23 protein-coding genes are annotated in these 24,403 nt (G+C 58.0%); 7 read left to right on the plus strand and 16 right to left on the minus strand.

The genetic code is table 11. From position 1 onward, the window contains the following. Nucleotides 1–270 precede the first annotated feature (270 nt). Nucleotides 271–1,083: a dienelactone hydrolase family protein gene (locus KB892_RS24515; protein ID WP_002883417.1), complete on the plus strand. Its 813-nt coding sequence runs from the start codon at nt 271–273 to the stop codon at nt 1,081–1,083. A 58-nt stretch (nt 1,084–1,141) separates the two neighbouring features. Here KB892_RS24515 and metE read toward each other — a convergent pair whose 3' ends face one another. Further along, nucleotides 1,142–3,406, minus strand: a complete 2,265-nt coding sequence (gene metE / locus KB892_RS24520; protein WP_002883416.1) for a 5-methyltetrahydropteroyltriglutamate--homocysteine S-methyltransferase — start codon at nt 3,404–3,406, stop codon at nt 1,142–1,144. Between the two features lie 247 nt (nt 3,407–3,653). On the opposite strand from metE, the gene metR reads away from it, so the two are divergent. Next, nucleotides 3,654–4,607 (plus strand): HTH-type transcriptional regulator MetR, encoded by a 954-nt coding sequence (gene metR, locus KB892_RS24525; RefSeq protein ID WP_002883415.1) that lies wholly within the window; start codon nt 3,654–3,656, stop codon nt 4,605–4,607. On the opposite strand, the gene KB892_RS24530 is transcribed toward metR, so the two are convergent. From KB892_RS24530 to pldB, 3 genes are all read right to left on the minus strand, one after another. Continuing rightward, entirely contained in the window at nt 4,495–5,394 is a 900-nt protein-coding gene (locus tag KB892_RS24530; protein WP_002883414.1) for a carboxylate/amino acid/amine transporter, read from the minus strand. The genes metR and KB892_RS24530 overlap by 113 nt on opposite strands. 88 nt (nt 5,395–5,482) lie before the next feature. Beyond that, complete coding sequence (gene yigL, locus KB892_RS24535; protein ID WP_002883413.1) at nt 5,483–6,283, minus strand: sugar/pyridoxal phosphate phosphatase YigL; 801 nt, start codon at nt 6,281–6,283, stop codon at nt 5,483–5,485. Between the two features lie 44 nt (nt 6,284–6,327). Next, entirely contained in the window at nt 6,328–7,320 is a 993-nt protein-coding gene (gene pldB, locus KB892_RS24540; RefSeq protein WP_002883412.1) for a lysophospholipase L2, read from the minus strand. Between the two features lie 109 nt (nt 7,321–7,429). Between pldB and rhtB the strand changes: the two genes are divergently transcribed. Beyond that, nucleotides 7,430–8,050 carry a homoserine/homoserine lactone efflux protein gene (gene rhtB / locus KB892_RS24545; RefSeq protein WP_002883411.1) on the plus strand — a complete coding sequence of 207 codons (621 nt, stop codon included), beginning with the start codon at nt 7,430–7,432 and terminating at the stop codon, nt 8,048–8,050. 162 nt (nt 8,051–8,212) lie between these two features. Further along, entirely contained in the window at nt 8,213–9,121 is a 909-nt protein-coding gene (locus tag KB892_RS24550; protein ID WP_002883410.1) for an Rpn family recombination-promoting nuclease/putative transposase, read from the plus strand. 44 nt (nt 9,122–9,165) lie between these two features. Here KB892_RS24550 and rhtC read toward each other — a convergent pair whose 3' ends face one another. From rhtC to pldA, 3 genes are all read right to left on the minus strand, one after another. Beyond that, nucleotides 9,166–9,786: a threonine export protein RhtC gene (gene rhtC, locus KB892_RS24555; RefSeq protein WP_004152056.1), complete on the minus strand. Its 621-nt coding sequence runs from the start codon at nt 9,784–9,786 to the stop codon at nt 9,166–9,168. Between the two features lie 61 nt (nt 9,787–9,847). Then, on the minus strand, nt 9,848–11,674 hold the full coding sequence (gene recQ / locus KB892_RS24560) for an ATP-dependent DNA helicase RecQ (RefSeq protein ID WP_004152055.1): 1,827 nt from the start codon (nt 11,672–11,674) through the stop codon (nt 9,848–9,850). A gap of 67 nt (nt 11,675–11,741) precedes the next feature. Then, nucleotides 11,742–12,602, minus strand: coding sequence for a phospholipase A (gene pldA, locus KB892_RS24565; protein ID WP_002883408.1), 861 nt, complete (start codon nt 12,600–12,602; stop codon nt 11,742–11,744). 152 nt (nt 12,603–12,754) lie between these two features. On the opposite strand from pldA, the gene yigI reads away from it, so the two are divergent. Continuing rightward, on the plus strand, nt 12,755–13,219 hold the full coding sequence (yigI, locus tag KB892_RS24570; protein ID WP_002883404.1) for an acyl-CoA thioesterase YigI: 465 nt from the start codon (nt 12,755–12,757) through the stop codon (nt 13,217–13,219). A gap of 48 nt (nt 13,220–13,267) precedes the next feature. Continuing rightward, the gene (gene rarD / locus KB892_RS24575; protein ID WP_002883402.1) at nt 13,268–14,161 is read left to right on the plus strand and encodes an EamA family transporter RarD; all 894 of its coding nucleotides are present in this window, start codon (nt 13,268–13,270) and stop codon (nt 14,159–14,161) included. 42 nt (nt 14,162–14,203) lie between these two features. On the opposite strand, the gene corA is transcribed toward rarD, so the two are convergent. From corA to lptM, 8 genes are all read right to left on the minus strand, one after another. Then, nucleotides 14,204–15,154: a magnesium/cobalt transporter CorA gene (gene corA / locus KB892_RS24580; RefSeq protein ID WP_002883400.1), complete on the minus strand. Its 951-nt coding sequence runs from the start codon at nt 15,152–15,154 to the stop codon at nt 14,204–14,206. A gap of 150 nt (nt 15,155–15,304) precedes the next feature. Continuing rightward, complete coding sequence (gene ysgD, locus KB892_RS31705; RefSeq protein WP_349815745.1) at nt 15,305–15,361, minus strand: YsgD/CorL family protein; 57 nt, start codon at nt 15,359–15,361, stop codon at nt 15,305–15,307. Between the two features lie 148 nt (nt 15,362–15,509). After that, nucleotides 15,510–17,672 (minus strand): DNA helicase II, encoded by a 2,163-nt coding sequence (uvrD, locus tag KB892_RS24585; protein ID WP_002883398.1) that lies wholly within the window; start codon nt 17,670–17,672, stop codon nt 15,510–15,512. 63 nt (nt 17,673–17,735) lie between these two features. Continuing rightward, the gene (yigB, locus tag KB892_RS24590; protein ID WP_002883397.1) at nt 17,736–18,452 is read right to left on the minus strand and encodes a 5-amino-6-(5-phospho-D-ribitylamino)uracil phosphatase YigB; all 717 of its coding nucleotides are present in this window, start codon (nt 18,450–18,452) and stop codon (nt 17,736–17,738) included. Continuing rightward, on the minus strand, nt 18,452–19,354 hold the full coding sequence (xerC, locus tag KB892_RS24595; RefSeq protein ID WP_002883396.1) for a tyrosine recombinase XerC: 903 nt from the start codon (nt 19,352–19,354) through the stop codon (nt 18,452–18,454). Before xerC ends, yigB begins: the two co-directional genes overlap by 1 nt. After that, nucleotides 19,351–20,058, minus strand: coding sequence for a DUF484 domain-containing protein (locus KB892_RS24600; protein ID WP_002883395.1), 708 nt, complete (start codon nt 20,056–20,058; stop codon nt 19,351–19,353). The genes xerC and KB892_RS24600 overlap by 4 nt, the downstream gene beginning before the upstream one ends. Continuing rightward, nucleotides 20,055–20,879 carry a diaminopimelate epimerase gene (gene dapF, locus KB892_RS24605; protein WP_002883394.1) on the minus strand — a complete coding sequence of 275 codons (825 nt, stop codon included), beginning with the start codon at nt 20,877–20,879 and terminating at the stop codon, nt 20,055–20,057. The genes KB892_RS24600 and dapF overlap by 4 nt, the downstream gene beginning before the upstream one ends. Before the next feature lie 35 nt (nt 20,880–20,914). After that, a complete protein-coding gene (gene lptM / locus KB892_RS24610; protein WP_002883392.1) occupies nt 20,915–21,118 on the minus strand; it encodes an LPS translocon maturation chaperone LptM in 204 nt (67 codons plus the stop codon). 146 nt (nt 21,119–21,264) lie between these two features. Here lptM and cyaY point away from each other — a divergent pair, with 146 nt between their 5' ends. Then, nucleotides 21,265–21,585, plus strand: coding sequence for an iron donor protein CyaY (gene cyaY / locus KB892_RS24615; RefSeq protein ID WP_002883389.1), 321 nt, complete (start codon nt 21,265–21,267; stop codon nt 21,583–21,585). A gap of 133 nt (nt 21,586–21,718) precedes the next feature. Here cyaY and cyaA read toward each other — a convergent pair whose 3' ends face one another. Next, nucleotides 21,719–24,271 (minus strand): class I adenylate cyclase, encoded by a 2,553-nt coding sequence (gene cyaA, locus KB892_RS24620; RefSeq protein ID WP_002883383.1) that lies wholly within the window; start codon nt 24,269–24,271, stop codon nt 21,719–21,721. Nucleotides 24,272–24,403: the final 132 nt, after the last annotated feature.

Below are 24,403 nucleotides of genomic sequence, written 5' to 3' on the forward strand. Positions count from 1 at the left end.
AAAACTCCTCTGTGGGTCGAATTATCAGCAGAAGCAAAACGGTACTGTACAGAAGCCCCTGGCAACATTTTGTGATGATAGTCACCAAGACCAATAATGGTTGCAGTTGTTTTTCAGTAAATAGTGATGCACATCACATTAACAAGTTATATTCATCATCACAGAACAAAAGATAGCCGCTTTCAGGCACTGTGCTTTATTACCGCCCGAACTAAAGGTAAAGGGTCTATAGTTACTGATGCGCTAATAAATAAGGGTACGGAGAATACCATGACCACCACCAAGCAACCTGGATTCGCACCTGCAGCTTCACCACACGCCGCAACCGCCGTTCATACGCCGGAAGAGCATATTATCGCCGGAGAGACGTCGATTCCCTCTCAGGGTGAAAACATGCCGGCCTACCACGCCCGCCCGAAAAATGCCGACGGTCCGCTGCCGATCGTTATCGTGGTACAGGAAATTTTCGGCGTGCATGAACATATTCGCGATCTTTGTCGCCGCCTGGCACAGGAAGGCTATCTGGCTATCGCGCCTGAATTGTACTTCCGTCAGGGCGATCCGAATGAGTACCACGATATCCCGACCCTGTTCAAAGAGCTGGTCAGCAAGGTGCCGGACGCGCAGGTGCTGGCGGATCTCGACCACGTCGCCAGCTGGGCGGCGCGCCACGGCGGCGATGCCCATCGTCTGCTGATCACCGGCTTCTGCTGGGGCGGACGCATTACCTGGCTGTATGCCGCGCATAACCCGCAGCTTAAAGCGGCAGTGGCCTGGTACGGTAAGCTGGTGGGAGAAAAATCACTGAATTCGCCGAAGCACCCGGTAGATATCGCCGTCGATCTCAACGCCCCGGTGCTTGGTCTGTACGGCGCTAAAGACGCCAGCATTCCGCAGGACACCGTCGAGACTATGCGTCAGGCGCTGCGGGCAGCCAACGCCACGGCGGAAATCGTGGTCTATCCCGAAGCCGATCATGCCTTTAACGCCGACTATCGCGCCAGCTATCATGAAGAGTCAGCCAAAGACGGCTGGCAGCGGATGCTCGCCTGGTTTGCTCAGTATGGCGGTAAAAAAGGGTAATCGCCCTAAGCATGAAAAAAGGAGGCAAATGCCTCCTTTTTGATTTTTCGCGTAACGATTAGGCGGACTGGCGCAGATTTCGCGCCGCTTGCACCATATTCGCCAGCGCGGCGCGGGTTTCCGGCCAGCCGCGAGTTTTCAGGCCGCAGTCCGGGTTAACCCACAGTCGCTCCACCGGGATACGCTGCGCGGCTTTCTTCAGCAGCGCTTCGATCCACTCCACGCTCGGCACGTTTGGCGAGTGAATATCATATACTCCCGGCCCGATCTCATTGGGGTACTCGAACGCTTCGAACGACTCCAGCAGCTCCATATCGGACCGCGAGGTTTCAATGGTGATCACGTCAGCGTCCAGCGCGGCAATGGAGTCCATGATGTCATTGAACTCGCAATAGCACATGTGAGTATGGATCTGCGTGTCGTCTTTGGCGACCGCAGCATTAAGGCGGAAGGCTTCCACACCCCACTGCAGATAGGCATCCCAGTCGCTGCGCTTCAGCGGTAACCCTTCGCGCAGCGCCGGCTCATCAATCTGGATGATGCCGATCCCCGCCGCCTCCAGATCCGCCACTTCATCACGCAGGGCCAGCGCAATCTGTTTCGCGATGGTTTCACGGCTGACATCCTCCCGCGGGAAGGACCAGCACAGAATGGTCACCGGTCCAGTGAGCATCCCTTTCACCGGCTTGTCGGTCAGGGACTGCGCGTACTTCGCCCAGTCGACGGTGATCGCCTGCGGACGGCTGACGTCGCCGATCACCACCGGCGGCTTCACGCAGCGGGAACCATAGCTCTGCACCCAGCCGTTTTGCGTGAAGATAAAACCGTCCAGATGTTCGCCGAAGTATTCCACCATGTCGTTCCGCTCGGCCTCCCCGTGCACCAGTACGTCTAAACCTAACCGCTCCTGCTCGACGATCGCCTGCTTAATATGTTCCGCAATCCCCGTCCGATAATGACTGGCGTCAAGGTTACCCTTTTTGAAGTCCAGGCGCAGGCCGCGGATCTCGGTCGTTTGCGGGAATGACCCGATGGTGGTGGTCGGCCATTTCGGCAGGTTAAAGCGCTGGCGCTGTGCCTGCGCGCGAACCTCATAGGGGCTGGCGCGCTGGCTGTCCTGAGCAGTGATCGCCGCCAGCCGTTTTTCCACCTCCGCGTTGTGCACGCGGGTCGAATGGCGACGGGCCTGGATTGGCGCGCTCCACTCGGTAATCGCCGCCGTATCGCCGCTGTTCAGCGCATCGCGCAGCAGCGCCAGCTCACCGCATTTCTGCAGCGCGAAGGCAAACCAGCTCTTCACTTCCGCATCAAGGCGCGTCTCCACGCTCAGATCGATCGGGCTATGTAGCAGAGAGCAGGATGACGCGACCCATAGCTCGCGCTTACCGACGAGGTCTTTAATTTGCGCATACTTTTCGGTGAGATCGGCGCGCCAGACGTTACGCCCATTGATCAAGCCCGCGGACAGCAGCCAGTCGGCCGGCAGGCGGTTGTGCAGTTCGGCAACATCATCTTTGCCGTGCACCAGATCGACGTGCAGCCCCTGGACCGGTAGCGCAGCAATGGTCGCGAGATTGTCGCTAACGCCTTCAAAATAGGTAGTCAGCAGCAGCTTCACCTGGCCCTGCAGGGCGTCATAAGCCGGTTGAAAGGCCTCCAGCCACGCTGGCGGCAGCTCCAGCACCAGCGCCGGTTCATCAATCTGCACCCAATCGATGCCGCGCTTCGCCAGTTCGGCCAGCACCTGCTGGTAAACCGGCAGGATGGCATTCAGCAGGGTCAGGCGGTCAAACGGTTCACCTTTCACTTTACCCAGCCACAGATAGGTTACCGGCCCCAGCAGCACGGGCTTGATCTTGTGGCCCAGCGCCAGCGCTTCGTCTACTTCATCCAGCAGTTGGGTCCAGCTCAGTTTGAACTGCTGGCCCTTCACGAACTCCGGCACCATATAGTGATAGTTGGTGTTAAACCATTTGGTCATTTCCGCAGCGGCGGCCGGTTCGCCAGTCGGCGCGCGGCCGCGGCCAATGCGGAACAGGGTATCGATGTCGATGGATCCGTCTTTGTTCTGATGACGAGCCGGCACGTTGCCAAGCAGCAGGCTGGTAGTCAGAACATGGTCGTACCAGGCGAAATCCCCCACCGGCAGCAGATCAACGCCCGCCTGTTTCTGCTGTTCCCAGTGACGGGCGCGCAGCTCACGGCCTACCGCCAGCAGTTCCTCGCGAGTGGCGTTGCCCGCCCAGTAGCTCTCTTGCGCTTTTTTCAGCTCGCGGCGCAGGCCAACGCGAGGAAAACCGAGGGTGTGGTTAATAATTGTCATTTTTGTTCCTCTCTTATTTCATTGAATCTGAAGAAAAAATCTCAATAGTTCGGCTTGCCGGAAGGCGGCAACGATGCGCATCCCCAGGAGCTTACTGAAGGAAGTGACTGGGGTAAGCAAGGCAGCCAACGCATCTGCAAGTCGAAATATGACGAGTTTTAGACGTCCAGATGTTTACACATCCATAATTGACAGTTACTGTATATTCCTCAAGCGCAAATTGCTCATGGCGAAGTGAAGGACTTTCATGATCGAAATTAAACATCTGAAAACGCTGCAAGCGTTGCGGAACAGCGGTTCACTGGCGGGTGCGGCAGCGGCCCTGCACCAGACCCAGTCCGCCTTGTCTCACCAGTTCAGCGATCTGGAACAGCGCCTTGGCTTTCGTCTCTTTGTGCGTAAGAGCCAGCCGCTGCGTTTTACGCCTCAGGGGGAAATCCTCTTACAGCTGGCCAACCAGGTGCTGCCGCAGATCGCTCGCGCCCTGCAGGACTGTAACGAACCACAGCAGACCCGGCTGAGGCTGGCTATCGAATGTCACAGCTGTATTCAGTGGCTGACGCCGGCGCTGGAGAATTTCCGCGCCCGCTGGCCACATGTGGAGGTCGACTTCCATTCCGGCGTCACCTTCGACCCACAGCCTGCGCTGCAGCAGGGTGAACTGGATCTGGTGATGACCTCCGATATTCTGCCGCGCAGCGGCCTGCACTACTCGCCGATGTTTGATTTTGAGGTGCGTCTGGTGCTGGCGCCCGAGCATCCGTTAGCTATGAAGACGCTGGTTACCCCGGAGGATCTGGCCGCGGAAACGCTGTTGATTTATCCCGTGCAACGCGGGCGCCTCGATATCTGGCGCCACTTCCTGCAGCCGGCCGGCATCAGCCCGCAGCTGAAAAGCGTCGATAACACGCTGTTGTTGATCCAGATGGTGGCTGCCCGGATGGGCATCGCCGCGCTGCCGCACTGGGTGGTGGAAAGCTTTGAACGCCAGGGCCTGGTGGTCACCAAAACCCTGGGTGAGGGGTTATGGAGCCGGTTGTACGCGGCCGTTCGCGATGGCGAACAGCGTCAACCGGTCACCGAAGCGTTTATTCGCTCTGCGCGGAACCACGCCTGCGATCATCTGCCGTTTGTCCGGAGTGCGGAGCGACCCAGCGGCGATGGACCCACAGCGAGGCCAGGATCACCAACGCTCCGCTAATAAAGCTCGGCCAGTGCGGCTGCTCCTGCCAGATGGCAAGGTTAACCAGCAGCCCGGCGGGGACATGGACGTTATTCATGATCCCCAGCGTGCCGGCATCCACCTGGGTGGCGCCATAGTTCCACATAAAGTAACCCAGCCCGGAAGCCACCACGCCGAGCCACACCAGCACGCTCCACTGCAGCGTGGTGGTCGGCAGCTTCTGGGCGTTGCCGAGCATAAACCACGCCGCCACCGCCACGATAAAGGCCCCGACATAGAACCAGGCAAAGGCATTGTGCTGCGGCATCGGACGCACCTCCATCAGACGCTTATACCCCACCATACCGATGGCGAAGCAGAGGTTTGACAGCTGTACCAGTAACAGCCCGGTCCAGAAATGATCGCTGACTTTGTCATAGCGGATAATCGCCGCCCCCAGCACCGCCAGCGCGGCACTCAGCAGATAGCCCCAGCGCAGCTTACGTCCGCTGAGCAGGTCGTAGATCAGTGTGATATACAGGGGAGTAAACACGGTAAACAGCAGAAATTCCGAGACCGTCAGATAGAGATAGGCGCGGAAAGCCAGCAGGTACATGATGCCTAGCTGCATCGCGCCCACCAGCATATAGAGCACGATCGTGCGCGGCGACTGGCCGCGCGTGCGCAGGAAAGGCAGGAACACCAGCGCCGCCAGGCCCACGCGCATCAGCACCGAAAAATAGCTGTCGACGCTACCGGCCAGGTATTCGCCAATCAGGCTAAAAGAAAAGGCCCACAGGATAGTGGTGATAATTAACAGCGCCACAATGGTCGTCTCGTTGGATAAAGAACAGGCATTGTAGCGAAGAGTCAGGTTGACGACTGGACACTTATTCGCCAGTCGTCAATCTTTTTCAGTCGAGGTATAGCTTACGCAGGTAGTTCGGGACAGCATCGTCGGCGTTACTGCCGATCACTTCCAGTTCCGGATGCAGATCCTTCAGCCGCTGGTGGGCGTTGGCCATGATGCAGCCTTTGCCAGCCATCGACAGCATCTCAGCGTCGTTCATACCGTCGCCGAAGGCGATGCAATCGGAAAGAGTGTAGCCGAGCATCTTCGCCACCGCCTCCAGCGCATGCCCCTTCGATACCCCACCCGCCATAACTTCCAGGCAGGTTAAGGTGGAGAAGCTGACGTTCACCCGATCGCCCCAGCGGGCGTTCATCGCCTGCTCCAGCGGCAGCAGATGCTCATGATCCTCGCAGGTAAAGAATACTTTGCTGATCCCCTGCGGATCCAGTTCGCCCGGCTCATACAGCTTGTAGTTAAACACCGCCTCCTTGAAGAAGCGCATCTCTTCCGGACGATGGCGGTTCATATACCACTCGTCTTCCCGATAAACGTTAGTGACGATTTTCGGGTCGTTACGCACGATCTCAAACAGGTCGGCGGCAATATCGCGATCGAGGTTATGGGCAAAGATTTGCTGACCATCGCTATCGTGAACGCGGGCGCCGTTAGAGGTGATCATGTACGACCGGATGCCGAGATTATCGCGGATTTGCCCGACGTCGATGTAGTGACGGCCGGTGGCGAAGACGAAATTGATCCCACGGGCGGTAAGCAGCTTCAGCGTCTCTTTGGCATACGGGGTCAGGAAATGATCGGGGGAAAGCAGCGTGCCGTCTAAATCAGACGCAACAACCTGGTACATAAAAAAGTTAACCTCTAAGCAGGGCGACGAGCGTTATCGTCGGATTAAGTATGTCGATTGAAAAACTCGACGATGGCATTGAGCGCGACTGAGCGCATAGCGTCCTTTTCAAAAAGGATCTCATGATATGCCCCTTCAATGACGAGCGGTTTACCGCCCTCACAAGGATGGCCGGCAGCGGCCCGTAATTCGCAATAGCGGTCGTGCATCAGATTATCGACCACCCGCTCCTCCTCCGCCTGTAAAAGCAGCGTCGGGGCGGTATCTTTTTCCACATTCGCCAGCACTTCGTCGCCGGCCAGCATGCCCTCACGCACCCAGTGCCAGGTCGGACCGCCGACCTGCAGCCGCGGCTCATCGGCATAGAAGCGCAGGTTGCGACGATAGCGTTGCCGACTGTGCGTCAGCACGTTAACGGCAAAAGGCAGCGCCCGCCAGCGCCCGGTGCCGATGGCATACTCTTCGCGAATGCGCTGATGGCCCTCAGCCCAGTCGAGAATATGGCGCACCATCCAGTCCGGCAGCCGAATGATAATCCCGAACATCGGCGCGCAGAGCGCTATTGCATCGCAATGCGCCCGGTAACGTTGCAGAAAAAGCGTGGCAATCGCTCCGCCCATAGAATGGGCAAGGATAAACCGTTTTCGCCAGTGTCCGGGAACCACCTGCTGCTGCCAGAGCGCGGCCAGGTCATCAACATAGTCGCTGAAGTTAACCACGTGTCCGCGGTGGGTATCTGAGAGCAGGCGGCCCGAGCGTCCCTGCCCGCGATGGTCAATGATCATCACGTCAAAGCCGCAGTGAAAGAGATCGTAGGCCACTTCAGCATACTTCACGTAGCTTTCAATGCGCCCGGGGCAAATCAACACCAGACGATCGTTATGTTGCGCGCAAAAGCGGACAAAGCGTACCGGTACATCGTCGACGCCTTTAAATTCAGCTTCTTCGCGCTGTCGCCAGAAATCCGTCAGCGGCCCCATGCTAAAGGCCGCAAACGCGTTTTCTCGTGTTTCCCAGTCCTTTTTCTGCCCAAACATCGGGTTTACACCCCTGTTAACCGCTGAAAATCGTTTTTTTACCGTGTATCACACAATGCTGACACAATAGCGTATTGTGGCATAAAAACAGACAATCAGGGAGTTTCTCATGACCATTGAGTGGTGGTTCGCCTACCTGCTGACATCAATTATTCTCAGCCTGTCGCCGGGTTCCGGAGCGATTAATACCATGACCACTTCCATTAACCACGGATACCGCGGCGCGGCGGCGTCGATTGCCGGTTTGCAGACCGGGCTGGCCATTCATATCGTGCTGGTTGGCGTTGGTCTCGGCACTCTCTTCTCCCGCTCGGTGCTGGCCTTTGAGGTGCTAAAATGGGCCGGCGCCGCCTACCTGATCTGGCTGGGTATCCAGCAATGGCGGGCGGCAGGGGCGATCGACCTGAATACGCTGGCGAAGGCGCAGACGCGCGGCAAACTGTTTCAGCGCGCGGTGTTCGTAAATCTCACCAATCCCAAAAGCATTGTTTTTCTGGCCGCCCTGTTTCCGCAGTTTATCCTGCCGCACCAGCCGCAGGTGATGCAATATCTCGTTCTGGGCGTCACCACCATCGTCGTCGATATCATTGTGATGATTGGCTATGCGACCCTGGCGCAGCGCATTTCCGCATGGATCAAAGGGCCAAAGCAGATGAAGGCGTTGAACAAAGTCTTTGGTTCACTGTTTATGCTGGTCGGGGCGCTGCTCGCCTCCGCCCGCCATGCCTGAATCATGGAATCTCGCTCGCAAAGAGAGGTTCGCCAGGTGAACGACGCTTTCTCTCTGCGCGAGCCGGCGCGCAAAGTGGGTAATTAATTTTTTTGCCCGCTGTCGGCGCTGAACCCGCCATGTCAGGATGCCGCCAGATACGTGATTCACGGATGAACGGCAATGGCGGAAACGGCGACCCCTCATGATGCAGTATTTAAAACTTTTCTCTCACGGGTAGAGACGGCGCGCGATTTTATCGAGCTCCACCTGCCTCCGTCGTTAACACAGATCTGCAAACTGGACACCCTGCGTCTGGAATCCGGCAGCTTTCTCGAAGACGATCTCAGACCTTACTACAGCGATATCCTTTATTCGCTGGAAACCACCCGCGGTGCGGGCTATGTCCATGTTCTGATCGAGCACCAGAGCGCACCCGATAAGCTGATGGCCTTTCGCTTAATGCGCTATGCCATCGCCGCCATGCAGCGGCACCTGGAGAGCGGCCATAAAACGCTGCCTCTGGTTATCCCTATTCTCTTCTATCAGGGACGACGCAGCCCCTATCCCTGGTCGATGCGCTGGCTGGATAATTTTGCCGATCCTGAGACCGCCAGCCAGCTGTATAGCGGGGCGTTTCCGCTGGTCGATATCACGGTGATCCCCGACGACGACATCATGCAGCACCGCAGCATGGCAGCCCTGACGCTGGTGCAAAAGCACATCCGCCAGCGCGATATGGCGCAATTGCTGGATAAGTTGACCCAACTCTTAATGCTGGAGCAGATGAGCGGACAACAAATCACCGTATTGGTAAACTATATGGCTCAGGCAGGGGATGCCGAAGATACTCGGACACTCTTGTACGGGCTGGCACAGCGCGTGCCGCAGCATGGAGGATTACTGATGACGCTGGCGGAAACATGGCTTGCAGAAGGTATGGAGAAAGGCGTACAGCAGGGCATAAAAGAAGGTAAACACCAGGCTCTGGTGCAGGTTGCCGAAGCGATGCGCAGTCGCGGTATTGATGACCAGGCGATTATGGAAATGACCGGTCTGTCTGAAGACGAGCTGCAGCGGCTTCGCCACTGATACTTTCCCACCCGGAAACAACCGGGTGGGAAACAGCATGCCGGTTAACGCGAGATAATCAGGTGGATGCCGAAGCCCGCAAACAGCGTACCGGCGATACCGTCGATCCACTTCGCCATCCGCTGATAGCCGCGGCGCATCCCCGGCAGGGCGAACAGGCTGGCAACCACCATAAACCAGGCCAGCGTCTCAACGATAATCAGCAGGAAAATGCCCCAGCGCGCGCCGGCGCCGACGCTGTCACCCACGAACAGCGAAAACACCGAGCCGAAGTAGATAATCGCTTTCGGATTCGCCAGATTGGTCAGCAATCCCTTCACGAAGCTGCGTCCGCTGCGGGCCAGCTCCACCTGCGGCTCCGCCGAGGCCACCTTCTCTTTTTTCAGCGCGCCACGCAGCATCTGGTAGCCCATCCAGCATAGATACAGGCCCCCGCCGACCATTATAATGTTATGCAGCCACGCCATCCGGGCGAGGATCAGGTTCAGGCCGAGCAGCGCCACTCCCGCCCAGACCATGACGCCGCAGGTGATCCCCAGCACACCCATCATCGCCTCTCTGCGCGAGCGGCTGATGGCCGTTTGTGAGACAAAGAAAAAGTCCGGCCCCGGGCTCATCAGCGCAATGATATGCACCAGCGCCACGGTGAGGAAAAGCATCAGCATAGTTAACTCGCAGGAAAATAATGAAGAGAGAAACTATTCTGGCACTTTTTCAGCCAGCTGACTACTCATCGTCGCCATCAACATGCGCCCGGATCAGCGCCATAAACGGCTTCCCGAAACGCTCGAGCTTGCGTGTCCCCACGCCGTTGACGCTGAGCATTTCGCCGGCGGTCAGCGGCGATTGTTCGGCCATCTCGATAAGCGTCGCGTCGTTGAAGACCACATATGGCGGGATGTTCTCTTCGTCGGCGATCGCTTTACGTAATTTGCGCAGCTTGGCGAACAGTTTACGGTCGTAATTGCCGCCAAAGGATTTCTGCATCGCCTTTGGCTTCAGCGCCACGATACGCGGCACGGCGAGCTGCAGCGGCACTTCGCCACGCAGCACCGGTCGCGCGGCTTCGGTCAGCTGCAGCGCGGAGTGCTGGGCGATATTCTGCGTCACCAGCCCAAGGTGGATCAGCTGGCGGATCACGCTCACCCAGTGCTCGTGACTTTGCTCCCGGCCGATACCGTAAACCGGCAGCTTATCGTGGCCCATCTCTCGGATGCGCTGGTTGTTGGCCCCGCGCAGGACCTCCACCACGTAACCCATCCCGAAACGTTGATTGACCCGGTAAATCGTTGAAAGCGCCTTGCGCGCATCCATTAAGCCATCGTACTGCTTTGGCGGGTCAAGACAGATATCGCAGTTGCCGCACGGCTCCTGACGCCCTTCGCCAAAATAGTTCAGCAGCACCAGACGGCGACAGGTCTGCGCTTCGGCAAACGCCCCCATCGCATTCAGCTTATGCCGTTCGATATCCTGTAGCGGCCCGGCGGGTTTTTCTTCCAGACAGCGGCGCAGCCACGCCATATCCGCCGGATCGTAAAACAGCATCGCTTCCGCCGGCAGACCATCACGCCCGGCGCGGCCGGTCTCCTGATAGTAGGATTCAATATTGCGCGGAATATCAAAATGCACCACAAAGCGGACGTTCGGCTTGTTAATGCCCATCCCGAAGGCCACCGTCGCCACCACGATCTGCAGATCGTCGCGCTGGAATTTCTCCTGCACCTCGGCGCGCACGTCGTTTTCCAGACCGGCATGGTAAGCCGCCGCGCTAATACCGCGGCTTTGCAGCCTGGCGGCGGTGTCTTCCACTTTCGAACGGCTGTTGCAGTAGATAATGCCCGATTTGCCGCGCTGATCCTGAACGTAGCGCATCAGCTGGTCGAGCGGCTTGAATTTCTCCATCAGCATATAGCGGATGTTTGGCCGGTCGAAGCTGCTGACCTGAATCAGCGGATCGTTAAGCCCCAGCAGGCGGACGATATCGCGGCGGGTGGTATCATCGGCGGTGGCGGTCAACGCCATAAACGGGATCTGCGGCATCCGCTGACGCAGCTGGCCCAGCGCGGCATATTCCGGACGGAAGTCATGGCCCCACTGCGAGATACAGTGCGCCTCGTCTACCGCCAGCATCGCCAGGTTCCAGTTCGCCAGATGCTCAAGAAAGTTATCCAGCATCAGCCGTTCCGGCGCGATATACAGCAGACGAACCTGCCCGCTGCGGCAGCCGGCCATCACCTCCTGCTGCTGCTCGCGGCTTTGCGTCGAGTTCAGACAAGCCGCCGCCACGCCGTTGGCCAGCAGCTGATCGACCTGGTCCTTCATCAGCGAGATCAGCGGTGAGACCACGACCGTCAGACCGCCCATGACCAGCGCCGGCACCTGATAGCACAGCGACTTGCCGCCACCGGTCGGCATGACCACCAGGCAGTCCCGGCCTTCGAGCGCCGTCTCGATAATCGTTTCCTGGCCAGGACGGAACTGCTGGTAGCCGAAGGTCTCTTGTAAAACCTGCTTAGCCAGCGATTCCTGATTCAATACTTCCGCCTGTGCCACGTTGACCCCATTTGCCTGAAAAGAAAACAGGCGCTATTTTCAGCGCCTGCGAGCCAGAGTGCAACGATTAAAACAGATCGTTGAGCATTAGCCCGACGCCGACGCGCGTTTGGTTAAAGTTATAGTCGATAAGCGACTCGCCATAGCCGCTGTAGATCTGCGTATAGGCGCGAACATGTTTGGTAATGGGATAGCTCACGCCAAGTTCCGCCCCGCCGTAGCCGGTGTTCCAGTTGTATTGCCCCTGCGCGCTGAGGATCGCCTCTCCCAGCTGGTAGCCCACCTTCAGCCGGTAATAGCCCATATATTTGGTGATATCCGGGTTATCATCGGTGTTGCCCACCACATACCAGGGCTTCACTTCCACCAGCCAGTTACCGTTTTGCGCCATCAGGCGGGCATAAAGCCGATTCCAGCTGCGCGAGGTGGGGTCGGAACGCCCATTCGAGTCGTGGTTATACCCCATCTCGATATCGCGCAGCGTCCAGCCGGCAAACTGGTAGTCGGTCGCAAAGCCCAAAAACAGCTGGGGTTCATAATTGGTTTCGCGAAACGGCGCCGACTCTTTGCTGTTAGAGAGCTGCCACCAGGATTTCTGGGTATAGGACGCGCCCAGCAGCGAATTATCGCCCAGGATACCGCGCCACAGCGGGAACGCCAGGCTTAGCTGAAACTTCACTTCATCTTTACGGGCATTTTCGGCCCAGTCATAGCTGCGGATCGCCTCTTTATTGAGGTCGCTGGTCCACGTATAGAGCAGATAGTTGCTCTCATAAGGGTAGAGCAGGAAAGGATTATCATGGTCCTGGAGCAGGTTGGCGATAATGCTGCCGCGCACTGCCGGTTTGTCGTGTACCGACGCGTCCTGCGCCATAACACCGGCCGGTAGCGCGCACAGCGCCACCAGGCAGGCCAAAGAGATACGCATGCTGGTCTCCTGAAAAATAGTTTTTATTTTTGTTTAACCTGAAGCCATTCTACCTGTTTATTAATCACCTGCCCCCTAATCCGCTCCGAAAGTGGAAATCAATATTTTAGAAGCATAAAATCAACATTTTATTAACGAATGGAACCGGTGTTATGTCTGAACTTACTGCCGAAGCAGCCCTGAAACTGGTAGGGGAGATTTTCGTCTATCACATGCCGTTTAACCGCGCCCTCGGTCTCGAACTGGAACGCTACGAAAAAGCGTTTGCCCAGCTTAGCTTTAATAATCAGCCGATGATGGTCGGCAACTGGGCGCAAAGCATTCTGCATGGCGGGGTGATCGCCTCCGCGCTGGACGTTGCCGCTGGCCTGGTCTGCGTCGGCAGTACCCTTACCCGCCATGACACCATCAACGAAGAAGAGTTGCGCCAGCGGCTTTCCCGTATGGGAACCATCGACCTGCGCGTGGACTACCTGCGTCCGGGCCGCGGCGAACGTTTTACCGCCACCAGCACCCTGCTGCGCGCCGGCAATAAAGTGGCGGTTGCCCGCGTGGAACTGCATAACGAAGCTCAGGTCTATATTGCCAGCGCAACGGCCACCTATATGGTGGGTTGATTGGCCAAAATCGAGTAACATCACTCTCTTTGGCAATGGATTTTACCGATGGATGCGAAACAGACGCGGTTGGGGATCATTCTGGCCCTCGCCGCCTACTTTATCTGGGGTATCGCGCCAGCGTACTTCAAACTTATCTACTATGTTCCCGCCGATGAAATTCTGACCCATCGCGTGATCTGGTCTTTCTTCTTCATGGTGGCGCTCATCAGCGTCAGCCGCCAGTGGCCACAGGTGAAAAAGCTGCTGAAAACGCCGCGCAAGATCTTCCTGCTGGCGCTCTCGGCAGTGCTGGTCGGCGGTAACTGGCTGTTGTTCATCTGGGCGGTGAATAACCACCATATGCTGGAAGCCAGCCTCGGCTACTTTATCAACCCGCTGGTGAATATTTTGTTGGGGATGATTTTCCTCGGCGAACGCTTTCGTCGTCTGCAGTGGCTGGCGGTGATCCTCGCCTTTTGCGGCGTGCTGGTCCAGCTGTGGACCTTTGGTTCGCTGCCGATAATCGGTCTTGGGCTGGCTTTCAGTTTTGCCTTTTACGGCCTGGTGCGAAAGAAAATTGCTGTCGATGCGCAAACCGGCATGCTGGTGGAAACGCTGTGGCTGCTGCCGGTGGCGGCAATCTGGTTGTTCGGCATCACCGACAGCCCGACCAGCCATATGGGCGAGAACCCCTGGTCGCTCAATCTGCTGCTGATGGCCGCGGGCGTGGTGACCACCATCCCTTTGCTGTGCTTTACCGGGGCGGCAACGCGTCTGCGGCTCTCCACGCTGGGCTTTTTCCAGTACATCGGCCCAACGCTGATGTTCCTGCTGGCGGTGACGTTCTACGGCGAAGTGCCGGGCAAGGATAAAATGGTGACCTTTGGCTTTATCTGGGTCGCGCTGGCGGTGTTTATCGTCGATGCGCTGTATACCCAGCGCCGGTTGCGCAGAGGCTAAGCCTGCATCAGCCAGTAAAGAAGGGAGCCGACGCTCCCTTTTTTACAACCAGTTTTTGCGCTTGAAGTAGAGATATGGCGCCAGGCCGGCCAGCATCATAAACACGATGGCTCCCGGATAACCAAAGCTCCAGTGTAGTTCGGGCATAAATTCAAAGTTCATCCCGTAACTGGAGGCCACCAGAGTTGGCGGCAGGAATACCACCGAGACCACCGAGAAGATCTTGATGATGCGGTTCTGCTCGATATTGATAAAACCCATCGCCGCCTGCATCAGGAAGTTCACCTTCTGGAACAGCGATTCGTTGTGCGGCAGCAGAGATTCGATATCGCGCAGGATCTCCCGCGCCTGCTCCAGCTGGCCCGCCGGCAGGCGCGCCTTGCGCACGAGGAAGTTCAGCGCGCGCTGGGTATCCATCAGACAGAGTCGCACCTTCCAGCCGATATCTTCCAGTTCCGCCAGCGTCGACAGCGCTTCGTCGTACTCGTCGCCCTGATGGCCTTCCATAATGACGCGGCTCAGCTTTTCCAGGTCGCTGTAGATGTTTTCAATTTCATCCGCCAGCTGCTCGATTTTGGTCTCGAACAGGTCGAGCAGCAGTTCGTAGGCGTTGCCGTCGACCAGCGTCTGGTTACGCACGCGCATACGGTAGAGGCGGAAAGCGGGTAGTTCGCGCTCGCGCAGCGTGAACAGGCGGCCTTCGCGGATGGTAAACGCCACGGTAGAGTTGCCGGCGTGATCGTCGGCATCTTCAAAAAAGAAGAACGAGTGGATGTGTAACCCGTCTTCATCTTCAAAGAAACGCGCGGAGGCTTCGATATCTTCCAGTTCCGGGCGCGTCGCCAGGTTTTGACCCAGTTCCGTCTGCACGCGGCTTCGCTCATCGTCGTCAGGCTCGACCAGATCGACCCACACCGAGCTGGCGAGGTGTTTGATCTCATCGGCTTCCAGGCGCGTTAAACGATTGTTTTCCAGTTGAAATGCGCTCAGCATGACCGGGACTCCCAATGCAAAAAAATTATCGGACAGTTCGGTGGGCACACAGAAACAAATTGGGTTTCAGACCATTAAGCCTGACTCAGCGCGACGGGAATGGGGCAGGTCGCTGACAACCGCTAAGGCTATCAGCATAAGAGGATAGCCTTAGGAGTTGTTCCTGAATGACAGGAAGTTGAGCCAGCATCTACTGGGTGTGTCCAAGGCGAATGTCCTCTTAGCGTAATCGTGCGCGCATGTTACGCCAGCGCAAAATCGGCGTCAACACGCAACGGAACGCGAAAGCGCAAATCAGGCGCCTTAACGTATAAAGGTAGCAGAATATTACAAAATAATGATATTTTTCTTAAAGTTACACTGCCTCCAGCCGGGCGTAAGCCGCCACCAGCCATTTGATTCCCTGGCCCTGAAAAGCCACCTGCAGTCGGCTGTGCTCGCCGCTGCCTTCGAGGTTGACAATAGTGCCTTCGCCAAACTTCGGATGCCGTACGCGCTGGCCTAACTTGTAGCCGGTATCGCTCTCGGCAATCGGCGCGCCCAGTCGCTGATGGTTTACCGGGCGGCTCACCGTGGCTCGCAGACGCACTTCTTCTACGCACTCCTGCGGCAGCTCGCCGATAAAGCGCGACGGGCGGTGATAAACCTCTTTCCCGTACAGACGGCGGGTTTCCGCATAGGTCAGCGTCAGCTTCTGCATGGCGCGCGTTACGCCGACGTAGGCCAGGCGACGCTCCTCCTCCAGGCGGCCGCCTTCATCTAGGGCCATCTGGCTCGGGAACATCCCTTCTTCGACGCCGACGATGAACACCTGCGGGAACTCCAGCCCTTTCGCCGAGTGCAGGGTCATCAGCTGAACCGCGTCCTGCCAGGTGTCCGCCTGCCCCTCGCCCGCTTCCAGCGCGGCGTGGGAGAGAAACGCCTGCAGCGGCATCAGATCTTCATCTTCTTCGTTGTAGCTGAACTGGCGCGTCGCCGTCACCAGCTCCTCTAAGTTTTCAATACGGGTCTGGCCCTTCTCGCCTTTCTCCTGCTCGTACATCGCGCGCAGGCCGGAGTCTTTAATCACCCGATCGGTCTGAACGTGCAGCGGCATATCGGTGGTCTCCTGCGCCAGCGCGTCAATCAGCTCCATAAAGCGCTGCAGGGCGCTGGCGGCGCGACCGGCCAGCGCTTTTTCTTTCAATAGCTCGCGACTGGCCTGCCATAGCGTCAGCTGGCGATCACGCGACGTCTGGCGCACCACGTCCAGCGTGCGGTCGCCAATGCCGCGGGTCGGCGTATTGACTACGCGCTCAAAGGCCGCGTCGTCGTTGCGGTTGGCGATAAGGCGCAGGTAAGAGAGCGCGTCTTTGATTTCCTGACGCTCGAAGAAGCGCATGCCGCCGTAGATACGGTACGGCATACTGGCCTGCAGGAGGGCCTCTTCCAGCACGCGCGACTGGGCGTTACTGCGATAGAGAATGGCGCATTGCTCCAGCGCACCGCCGTTCTCCTGCCAGGTTTTAATTCGGTTCACCACAAAGCGCGCTTCGTCGAGATCGTTGAAGGCGCAGTACAGCGAAATCGGCTCGCCGTCGGCGCCGTCGGTCCACAGCTTTTTGCCCAGGCGCCCGTTGTTGTTTTCAATCAGGGCGTTGGCAGCGCTGAGAATATTGCTGGTCGAGCGATAGTTCTGCTCCAGGCGGATGGTTTCCGCGCCGGGGAAGTCGTTAAGGAAGCGCTGAATGTTCTCGACCTGCGCGCCGCGCCATCCATAGATAGACTGATCGTCATCGCCGACGATCATCACCTTGCCGGTATCGCCCGCCAGCAGGCGGATCCAGGCGTACTGAATGTTGTTGGTATCCTGGAATTCATCGACGAGGATATTGGTGAAGCGCTCGCGGTAGTGCTGCAGGATATGCGGTTTGTTCAGCCACAGCTCGTGGGCGCGCAGCAGCAGCTCGGCGAAGTCCACCAGCCCGGCGCGGTCGCAGGCTTCCTGATAGGCCTGATAGACCTTCTGCCAGGTCTGCTCGACCGGGTTGCCGTAGCTCTGAATATGATGCGGGCGCAGTCCTTCATCTTTCTGGCTGTTGATGTACCACATTGCCTGGCGCGGCGGCCACTGTTTCTCATCGAGGTTCATCGCCTTAATCAGACGCTTCAGCAGACGCAGCTGGTCTTCGCTGTCGAGGATTTGGAAGTCCTGCGGCAGGTTGGCATCCAGATGGTGCGCGCGCAGCAAACGGTGCGCCAGGCCGTGGAAGGTGCCCACCCACATGCCGCCCTGGGTGGTGCCCATCAGCTGGCCGATACGGTGACGCATCTCCGCCGCCGCTTTGTTGGTAAAGGTCACCGCCATAATGGAATACGGGGAACAGTTCTCCACGCTCAGCAGCCAGGCGATACGGTGCACCAGAACGCGCGTCTTACCACTGCCCGCCCCTGCCAGAACCAGCATATTGGTGCGCGAGGCCGCTACGGCTTCACGCTGTTTGTCATTAAGGCTGTCGAGCAGGTAAGAAACGTCCATTGGCACCGCCGGAAGAGAAGGGGTTCCACGAACCCCTGTTAATATATACAGAGTGACTGGTGATTATATCAGCGAGGTCAGAGATGCCAACCGTGAAATTTCAATATGCGGCAGCAGGCGGCTGTCCGCGGTGTGCATCAGGTCCGCGCCTTGCGGTTTGATCCAGCAGGCCTGCATCCCACAGCGAATAGCGCCGGCCACGTCGGTGGTCAGATCATCGCCGACGTGCAGAATCTGCCCGAGCGGCACATTCAGACGCTCCGCCGCAAGGTGGTACATGTCGGCAAACGGCTTGGAGCGGCCATCCGGCCCGGCGCGCAGCACGAAGCGGAAATAGTCGCTCAGACCGAACAGTTCCGGGCGGGCGTTGCCATTGGTAATCGCCACCAGCGGCCACTTCTTCGCCAGCTTCGCCAGCGTATCGTGCGTTTCCTGCGGGACATCGACGCGGCTGCGCCAGTGGGCGAAGTGTTCCATCGCCGCATCGGCCCCCGCTTTCGCCGCTTCGGCGGAGAGCCCGGCATTACGCATACCTAACTCCAGCGCACGGTGGCGCCAGACGGTCACGTCATGATAAATCTCAGGTTCAGCAGCCAGCAGCGTCTGACGCAGCTGATTAAGCTCATGGGCGTCGAACTGGCTGAGCGAAGGATGGTAGCTGCGCACAAAGGCCAGCGACTCGTGCATCGTCCGGTCAATCACCGGGCGGTTATCGTAAAGGGTATCGTCCAGGTCAAACGTCAGCGCGGAAATCTGGCCCAGAGGTCGGTAAAAACGCATTATTTCCCCCGTTTAGCGCGCGGATGCGCGGCATCGTACACCGAGGCAAGGTGTTGAAAATCAAGATGGGTATAGATTTGGGTGGTGGAGAGGTTAGCATGCCCCAGCAGCTCCTGCACGCCGCGCAGATCGCCGCTCGACTCCAGCATATGGGTGGCAAAGGAGTGGCGCAGCTTGTGCGGGTGCACATGGCTGTTCAGCCCCTGCTTAATGCCCCACTCGGCGAATCGCTTCTGTACGTTGCGCGCCGAAATACGTTTGCCCAGCTTCGACAAAAACAGCGCGTCGTCGTCGGTACCGAACAGGCCGCGCAAATCCAGCCAGTGCTCAATCCATGCCACCGCGTTGCGACCGATCGGCAAACGACGCTCCTTGCTGCCTTTGCCCATCACCCAGACCTCACCGCTTTCGAGATCGAGGTGTTTGATATCCAGGTTGACCAGTTCGGACAAACGCAATCCCGCGCCGTACATCACCTCCAGCATCGCCCGATCGCGCACCGCCAGCGGATCGTTGAGATCGATATCCAGCAGTCGATTGACGTCATCGACGTCAATATTTTTTGGCAGGTGGCGGGGAATTTTCGGCGCGGCAATCCCCTTCGCCGGATTGGCGCTGAGCTCGCCCTGACCGACCAGCCAGTCGAAGAAACTGCGCAGCGCCGACAGGCGAAGCGCCAGGCTTGCCGGGCCTAACCCCGCGCGGCGACTACGCACCGCAAAGCTTCGCACCTGAGCGGCATCGCACTGCGACCAGCTTTTCAGGCCCGCCTCATCCGCCAGGGCGATCAGCGCGTCCAGCTGTCGCTGGTAATTCAGTAACGTGATCGGGCTGAGCTGGCGTTCAACGCCAAGATGGCGAAGAAAGCGGGCGACGGCGGAGAAGAGAGGAGAATCGGTCATGCGCGTTCAATCCAGCGCTCCAGCAGGCCGGGCAGCATCTGGGCAATCTCCTGCAACAGCTGCGTCCCCTGCCCTGGCTGATAATGCTGCGCATCGCGGCTGCTGAAGAGCATCACCCCCGGGGCATTATCGCCCCCCAGCAGCGATATCGCCACAGACCCAATGGCCTTCGCCTCCGGCAGCACCACCAGCAGCTCCGGGCCGTTCAGCGGTCCAAGATAGTGGCGCGCCTGGCCCAGACGTTGAATACGGATCGGCTCAAACGCCTGCCGGTTTAATGCCAGATGGGTAAACTTCGAGGGCGCGCCGAGGCGCCAGCAGTCAGGAAACAGGCGCACCGTGGCGCCCGCCAGCCCCAGCTCGCGTGCCCAGCGGTGAAGGCGGTTGAGCATATCGTCAAGGCTCTCCGCCGCCGCCAGCCGCGTTTGCAGCTGCAGCAGGCGCTGGAACAGGCTTTCATTAGCGACCGCCTGCTCCATCAGCAGCGACATATTTTCTTCCAGCACATGAATATGGTTACGCGCCCGCATCATGTGCCACTCCACCAGCGAAATCGTACCGCGTACCGGATGCGGGACGCGGAGATGTTCGACCTGGGCGGCATTACGAATAAAAAATTCAGGATGTTGCAACAGATAGTCCACCACTGCGCGATCGTTCAACGCGCTGGCAACCTCCTGCTGTTCTTCCCCGATTGGTTTCATAAATGAATAAATCCATCATAGACATGGGCCGCCGGGCCGGTCATAAACAGCGGCTGGCCCGGGCCTTTCCAGGCGATATCAAGACGACCGCCGGGTAATTCCACGCGTACCGTTTCCGCCAGCAGCCCCTGCTGGATCCCCACCGCCACCGCGGCGCAGGCGCCGCTGCCGCAGGCCTGGGTTTCCCCCGCGCCGCGTTCGTAGACGCGCAGACGGATATGAGACCGACCGACCACCTGCATAAAGCCGATATTGGCGCGCTCCGGAAAACGCTCATGGCTTTCCATCACCGGGCCGAGAGTTTCCACCGCTGCCGTATCCACATCATCAACCTGGATGACGCAGTGCGGATTTCCCATGGACACCACGCCGCACAATACTGTCTGCTCGGCGGCACGCATGATATAGGTCTTTTCCGCTTTGTTGGCGCGGAACGGCACCTGGGACGGCTCGAAGTTGGGCTCGCCCATGTTCACCCGCACCAGATCGTCTTCCGTTACGCTTAATACCATACGCCCGTTGGCCGTACTCACGCGGATATCACGTTTATTGGTCAGGCCTTTCAGCCGGACGAAGCGGGCAAAACAGCGCGCGCCGTTGCCGCACTGCGACACTTCGCTGCCGTCGGCGTTAAAGATCCGGTAGTGGAAATCCAGATCCGGATCGTAGGGCGGTTCGACGACCAATAGCTGATCGAACCCGACGCCAAGGTGGCGATCCGCCAGGCGGCGAATCAGCTCCGGCGAGAAAAAAACATTCTGCGTTACCGCGTCAACGACCATAAAATCGTTGCCAAGGCCATGCATTTTAGAGAACTGCATCATCTACTCCAGTTGCGCGGAACAGAACGTTATCGTTAGTAATTGACCTGGCTCGGACCACCGGTATCGCCACGATCGTTACGATCCGGCGTTGCGCTCTGAATGCCAGGGTTAACCGGTTTGGTCGGCGGCGGCGCGGTTTTGTCCGCCGGTGGGAAATAGAGAGGCCCTTTCAGACCGCAGCCGGTCAGGCTGAAGATCGCAAACAAAACGGCAAGCGTAGGAAAAACGTTTTTCATTGATAGTTGCCCGTGATTCATTCTTTCTGCTTTCTATCATCGCAGGAGAAGACGTAAAAGCAAGCCTTTAGCATCCGACTGCGCGCGCTTTTGTTTCGCGCTATACTGCGACCCATCTTCAAAAATCAAAAAAGCAGAATCAAATTATGAACGACAGTGAATTCCATCGCCTGGCCGATAGCCTGTGGATGACCATCGAAGAACGTCTGGACGACTGGGACGGCGATAGCGACATCGACTGCGAAATCAACGGCGGCGTGCTGACCATCAGCTTTGAAAACGGCAGCAAAATCATTATTAACCGTCAGGAGCCGCTGCACCAGGTGTGGCTGGCCACCAAACAGGGCGGCTATCACTTCGATCTCAAAGGCGACGAGTGGATCTGCGATCGCAGCGGCGAAACCTTCTGGGATCTGCTGGAGCAGGCGGCGAGCCAGCAGGCCGGTGAGACGGTGAAATTCCGTTAATGACGTGTTTCCCGGATAGCGGCGCATCGCGCCTTATCCGGGCTACCCGACGACTTAGAACCGTAGCCCTGCTAAGCGCAGCGCCAGCAGGGAATATCTGCGGATAGCGGCTCACGCCTTCTCCGGGCCAAATCTACGAGTAGCGCTGCTGCAGCACCGGCGAGGCGGTAACGTCCTGGCTGGTGGGTATCGCGGCGGCAATCGCCTGAGTGCGGAAAGGGATCACCTGGGTGCGCCCGTCTACCTCGACAATCTGATAGAACTGCGGCAGGTTGAAGTTGATAAAGCTGGAGCCGTAGGTGAAACGATCGTGCGATGACGAATAGAAGCGGCTGACGTCGCGCACCAGCTCCTCTTTACTGCCCTCGCAGTGATGATAGACCTCGGCGCGGTTGCTCTCATCAAGAATATAGATGTTAAAACCGCTGTCGTTGTTATCCGCGTCTTCAAAGAAGAACTGAATAATCCCTTCGCTGGCGAAGCCATCCACCACCGCCGGCAGCTTAACGTGATTGGTTTCCACCTGCACCGACAGCCCGTGCAGCTTGTTGTGCGAGATAGCGCCGTAGAACTCAATGGCGTTTTCCAGCTTCTGCACCGAAACGTTAAGCCGCTCGAAGAACAGCCCCCACGTCTGGCCGGAGACGCGCAGCGCTTTGAAGCGCCCGGTATCCTGGCGGGTACTGGAGAGACGCAGTTCGATACATTCGGAGATCATCTGCTGCACGCGGGTGCGGATCAGGCCGCGCAGGTGCTGGCTATAGCAGAACACCTCCACGCTGTCCGGCGGCGCGGCGTCCTGGTGCATTTTGCCGAGGATCGTTTTCAGCGCCTCGATCATCGCCTGTTCGCCGTTAAAGTGCAGCGTACGCACTTCGTTCCACGAGTTGCGATACAGCAGGTCGACGCTGCCGATCAGGCATTTTTGCTCTTCGCCGAAGCTGAAAACATCCAGCTTACGGAAATCGAAGTGCACCACCTGGTTACGGAAGGCCGCGGTTGGGTCATATTCGAGGTTGACGATAATCGCCAGGTGGCGGATTTCGCACGGGCTGTACAGCGCCTTTGGCGTCGGCGCCGGCAGGCGCAGCGGGAAGTGGTGCGACACGTCGGCCACCATCTCCTGCAGCTTCGCCAGATCGACGATGCCGTTGCCCTTAATAAACAGGCGGGTGCGTGAGGTCAGCAGGCCGTTAAACCAGGCCCAGGCCACCAGCTTATTAAGATAACGGTTATATTCCAGCGGCTGATGGCTGATGATCGATTCCATGTCCGGCGCGCGGTTGTACAGATACCAACCGGTACGGTTGGCGCGGCCCGGCGGCACGTGGATAAAGGTCAGGTTCGGTTCCGACAGATCCGGCGAAATTTGCGGGTTTACCAGCGTCACTTTCCCCGGCAGCGCTTCAAAGGCCGCATACAGCTTACGGGTCAGCACGCCAATATCCTGCGGGCTGGCGGAGACGCTAAGGTTATTGCGCCGCGCGAAGCGGATCAGATTACGATAGCTCTGCATCATGGCGTCGAGCAGTTCGTTGTGCGCCTTGCGCACTTCATCGATTTTCCAGTTGGCGCGGTTGTCGAGCATCATCAGACGCTTTTCGTCCCAGCCCCAGGCATTCACCAACTGGCTGACGACTTCGCGACGCCAGCCGACGCAGGCGCGTTCGCGGCTGAGTTTTTCACAAACTTTCAGGTAGAAGCAGCGGCGCACCAGATCGAGGCGGGTTTCATCTTCGATGGCCTGCAGATAGGTGGTCACGCGCTCCAGCATCATGCAGTACGGGTCGAGGCCGAAGGAGACAATCTCCCCGTCGTGCAGACGCTGTTTGATATCTTTCGCTAACAGGCGGTTATTGGGGTATTCCCAGGAGTAGGCTTCCAGCAGCAGCGTTTTCAGCACCGCTTTATAGGGGGAGTCGATACTTTTATACAGCTGCCACAGGCTGGCGCCGAAGTACTCTTCCGCCGACAGCGAACTGAGGCCGCCGAGATCGAGCCATTCGTTAGGCGTCAGCACGCCCTGGGCATACAGCCCCATCACGTAATCATCGTAATGCTCTTCTTCATCGCACGGCACCATATTCCACAGAATACGCTTGCCGGCGAGGCGCACCGCGGTGCGGTAGAACTCATCAAGCAACAGGATATGCTGGGTCGAACCGCAGTCTTCGCCGCCGAGGCTACCGCTTTCGTTATGACGGAAACGGTTTTCGTCGATCAGGAAGAAGCTGACTTCCACGCCGAGCGAGGCAGCCCAGCTCTCAAGCAGGCTGCATTTTCGCTGCAGCAGCTGACGCTCTTCGCTATCCAGCCAGGCCTGGTGACATACCCAGATATCAAGATCGGAAGAGCAGCTCTGGCCGACGGAGGAAGTACTGCCCATCGAGTAGACGCCGGTGATCGGCAGCTCGCCTTTCGGCGGCTCCTGAGTCTGCATACCGCGATGCAGTTCCAGTTCCTCAAGATAGTGGCGTTGGGTTTCATCAGGCGTGTAGAGGCAAATGCCACGGGGAACGTTACCGTCAAGGTAACCCGGCATCAGCGGGTGATGATAATGTAATAACGTTGGCAGTAGACTGTAAACCTGCTGGAAAGCGGGTCCCATGGCAGCAAGCGCGCGATCCACGCGCAATTGGTTGATGGCATCCAGTCTCTGTTTCAGTGTCTCAATATAGAGGTACAAGACATATCGCCTGATGTTCAAAAACCCGAGGTACAATAGTACGGAGGATTTCAGTATTTCAACAAAAACCGTCACCATTCGTCGTCGGTGTGGTTGTGATGAGCAGCGGACTGACAAATGGTTTAAAACGTG

Source organism: Klebsiella sp. P1927 (genome assembly GCF_018204675.1).
GTDB classification, from domain to species: Bacteria; Pseudomonadota; Gammaproteobacteria; order Enterobacterales; family Enterobacteriaceae; genus Klebsiella; species Klebsiella pneumoniae.

What these genes read in the sequence shown, in the direction of transcription:
- lptM (WP_002883392.1), bottom strand. Translation starts at nt 21,118, where the DNA reads ATGAAAAACGTTTTTCCTACGCTTGCCGTTTTGTTTGCGATCTTCAGC.
- metE (WP_002883416.1), bottom strand. Translation starts at nt 3,406, where the DNA reads ATGACAATTATTAACCACACCCTCGGTTTTCCTCGCGTTGGCCTGCGC.
- yigB (WP_002883397.1), bottom strand. Translation starts at nt 18,452, where the DNA reads ATGCGTTTTTACCGACCTCTGGGCCAGATTTCCGCGCTGACGTTTGAC.
- cyaY (WP_002883389.1), top strand. Translation starts at nt 21,265, where the DNA reads ATGAACGACAGTGAATTCCATCGCCTGGCCGATAGCCTGTGGATGACC.
- metR (WP_002883415.1), top strand. Translation starts at nt 3,654, where the DNA reads ATGATCGAAATTAAACATCTGAAAACGCTGCAAGCGTTGCGGAACAGC.
- KB892_RS24600 (WP_002883395.1), bottom strand. Translation starts at nt 20,058, where the DNA reads ATGAAACCAATCGGGGAAGAACAGCAGGAGGTTGCCAGCGCGTTGAAC.
- rhtC (WP_004152056.1), bottom strand. Translation starts at nt 9,786, where the DNA reads ATGCTGATGCTTTTCCTCACCGTGGCGCTGGTGCATATCATTGCGCTG.
- pldA (WP_002883408.1), bottom strand. Translation starts at nt 12,602, where the DNA reads ATGCGTATCTCTTTGGCCTGCCTGGTGGCGCTGTGCGCGCTACCGGCC.
- corA (WP_002883400.1), bottom strand. Translation starts at nt 15,154, where the DNA reads ATGCTGAGCGCATTTCAACTGGAAAACAATCGTTTAACGCGCCTGGAA.
- xerC (WP_002883396.1), bottom strand. Translation starts at nt 19,354, where the DNA reads ATGACCGATTCTCCTCTCTTCTCCGCCGTCGCCCGCTTTCTTCGCCAT.
- uvrD (WP_002883398.1), bottom strand. Translation starts at nt 17,672, where the DNA reads ATGGACGTTTCTTACCTGCTCGACAGCCTTAATGACAAACAGCGTGAA.
- pldB (WP_002883412.1), bottom strand. Translation starts at nt 7,320, where the DNA reads ATGTTTGGGCAGAAAAAGGACTGGGAAACACGAGAAAACGCGTTTGCG.
- KB892_RS24515 (WP_002883417.1), top strand. Translation starts at nt 271, where the DNA reads ATGACCACCACCAAGCAACCTGGATTCGCACCTGCAGCTTCACCACAC.
- yigL (WP_002883413.1), bottom strand. Translation starts at nt 6,283, where the DNA reads ATGTACCAGGTTGTTGCGTCTGATTTAGACGGCACGCTGCTTTCCCCC.
- rarD (WP_002883402.1), top strand. Translation starts at nt 13,268, where the DNA reads ATGGATGCGAAACAGACGCGGTTGGGGATCATTCTGGCCCTCGCCGCC.
- KB892_RS24550 (WP_002883410.1), top strand. Translation starts at nt 8,213, where the DNA reads ATGGCGGAAACGGCGACCCCTCATGATGCAGTATTTAAAACTTTTCTC.
- dapF (WP_002883394.1), bottom strand. Translation starts at nt 20,879, where the DNA reads ATGCAGTTCTCTAAAATGCATGGCCTTGGCAACGATTTTATGGTCGTT.
- yigI (WP_002883404.1), top strand. Translation starts at nt 12,755, where the DNA reads ATGTCTGAACTTACTGCCGAAGCAGCCCTGAAACTGGTAGGGGAGATT.
- rhtB (WP_002883411.1), top strand. Translation starts at nt 7,430, where the DNA reads ATGACCATTGAGTGGTGGTTCGCCTACCTGCTGACATCAATTATTCTC.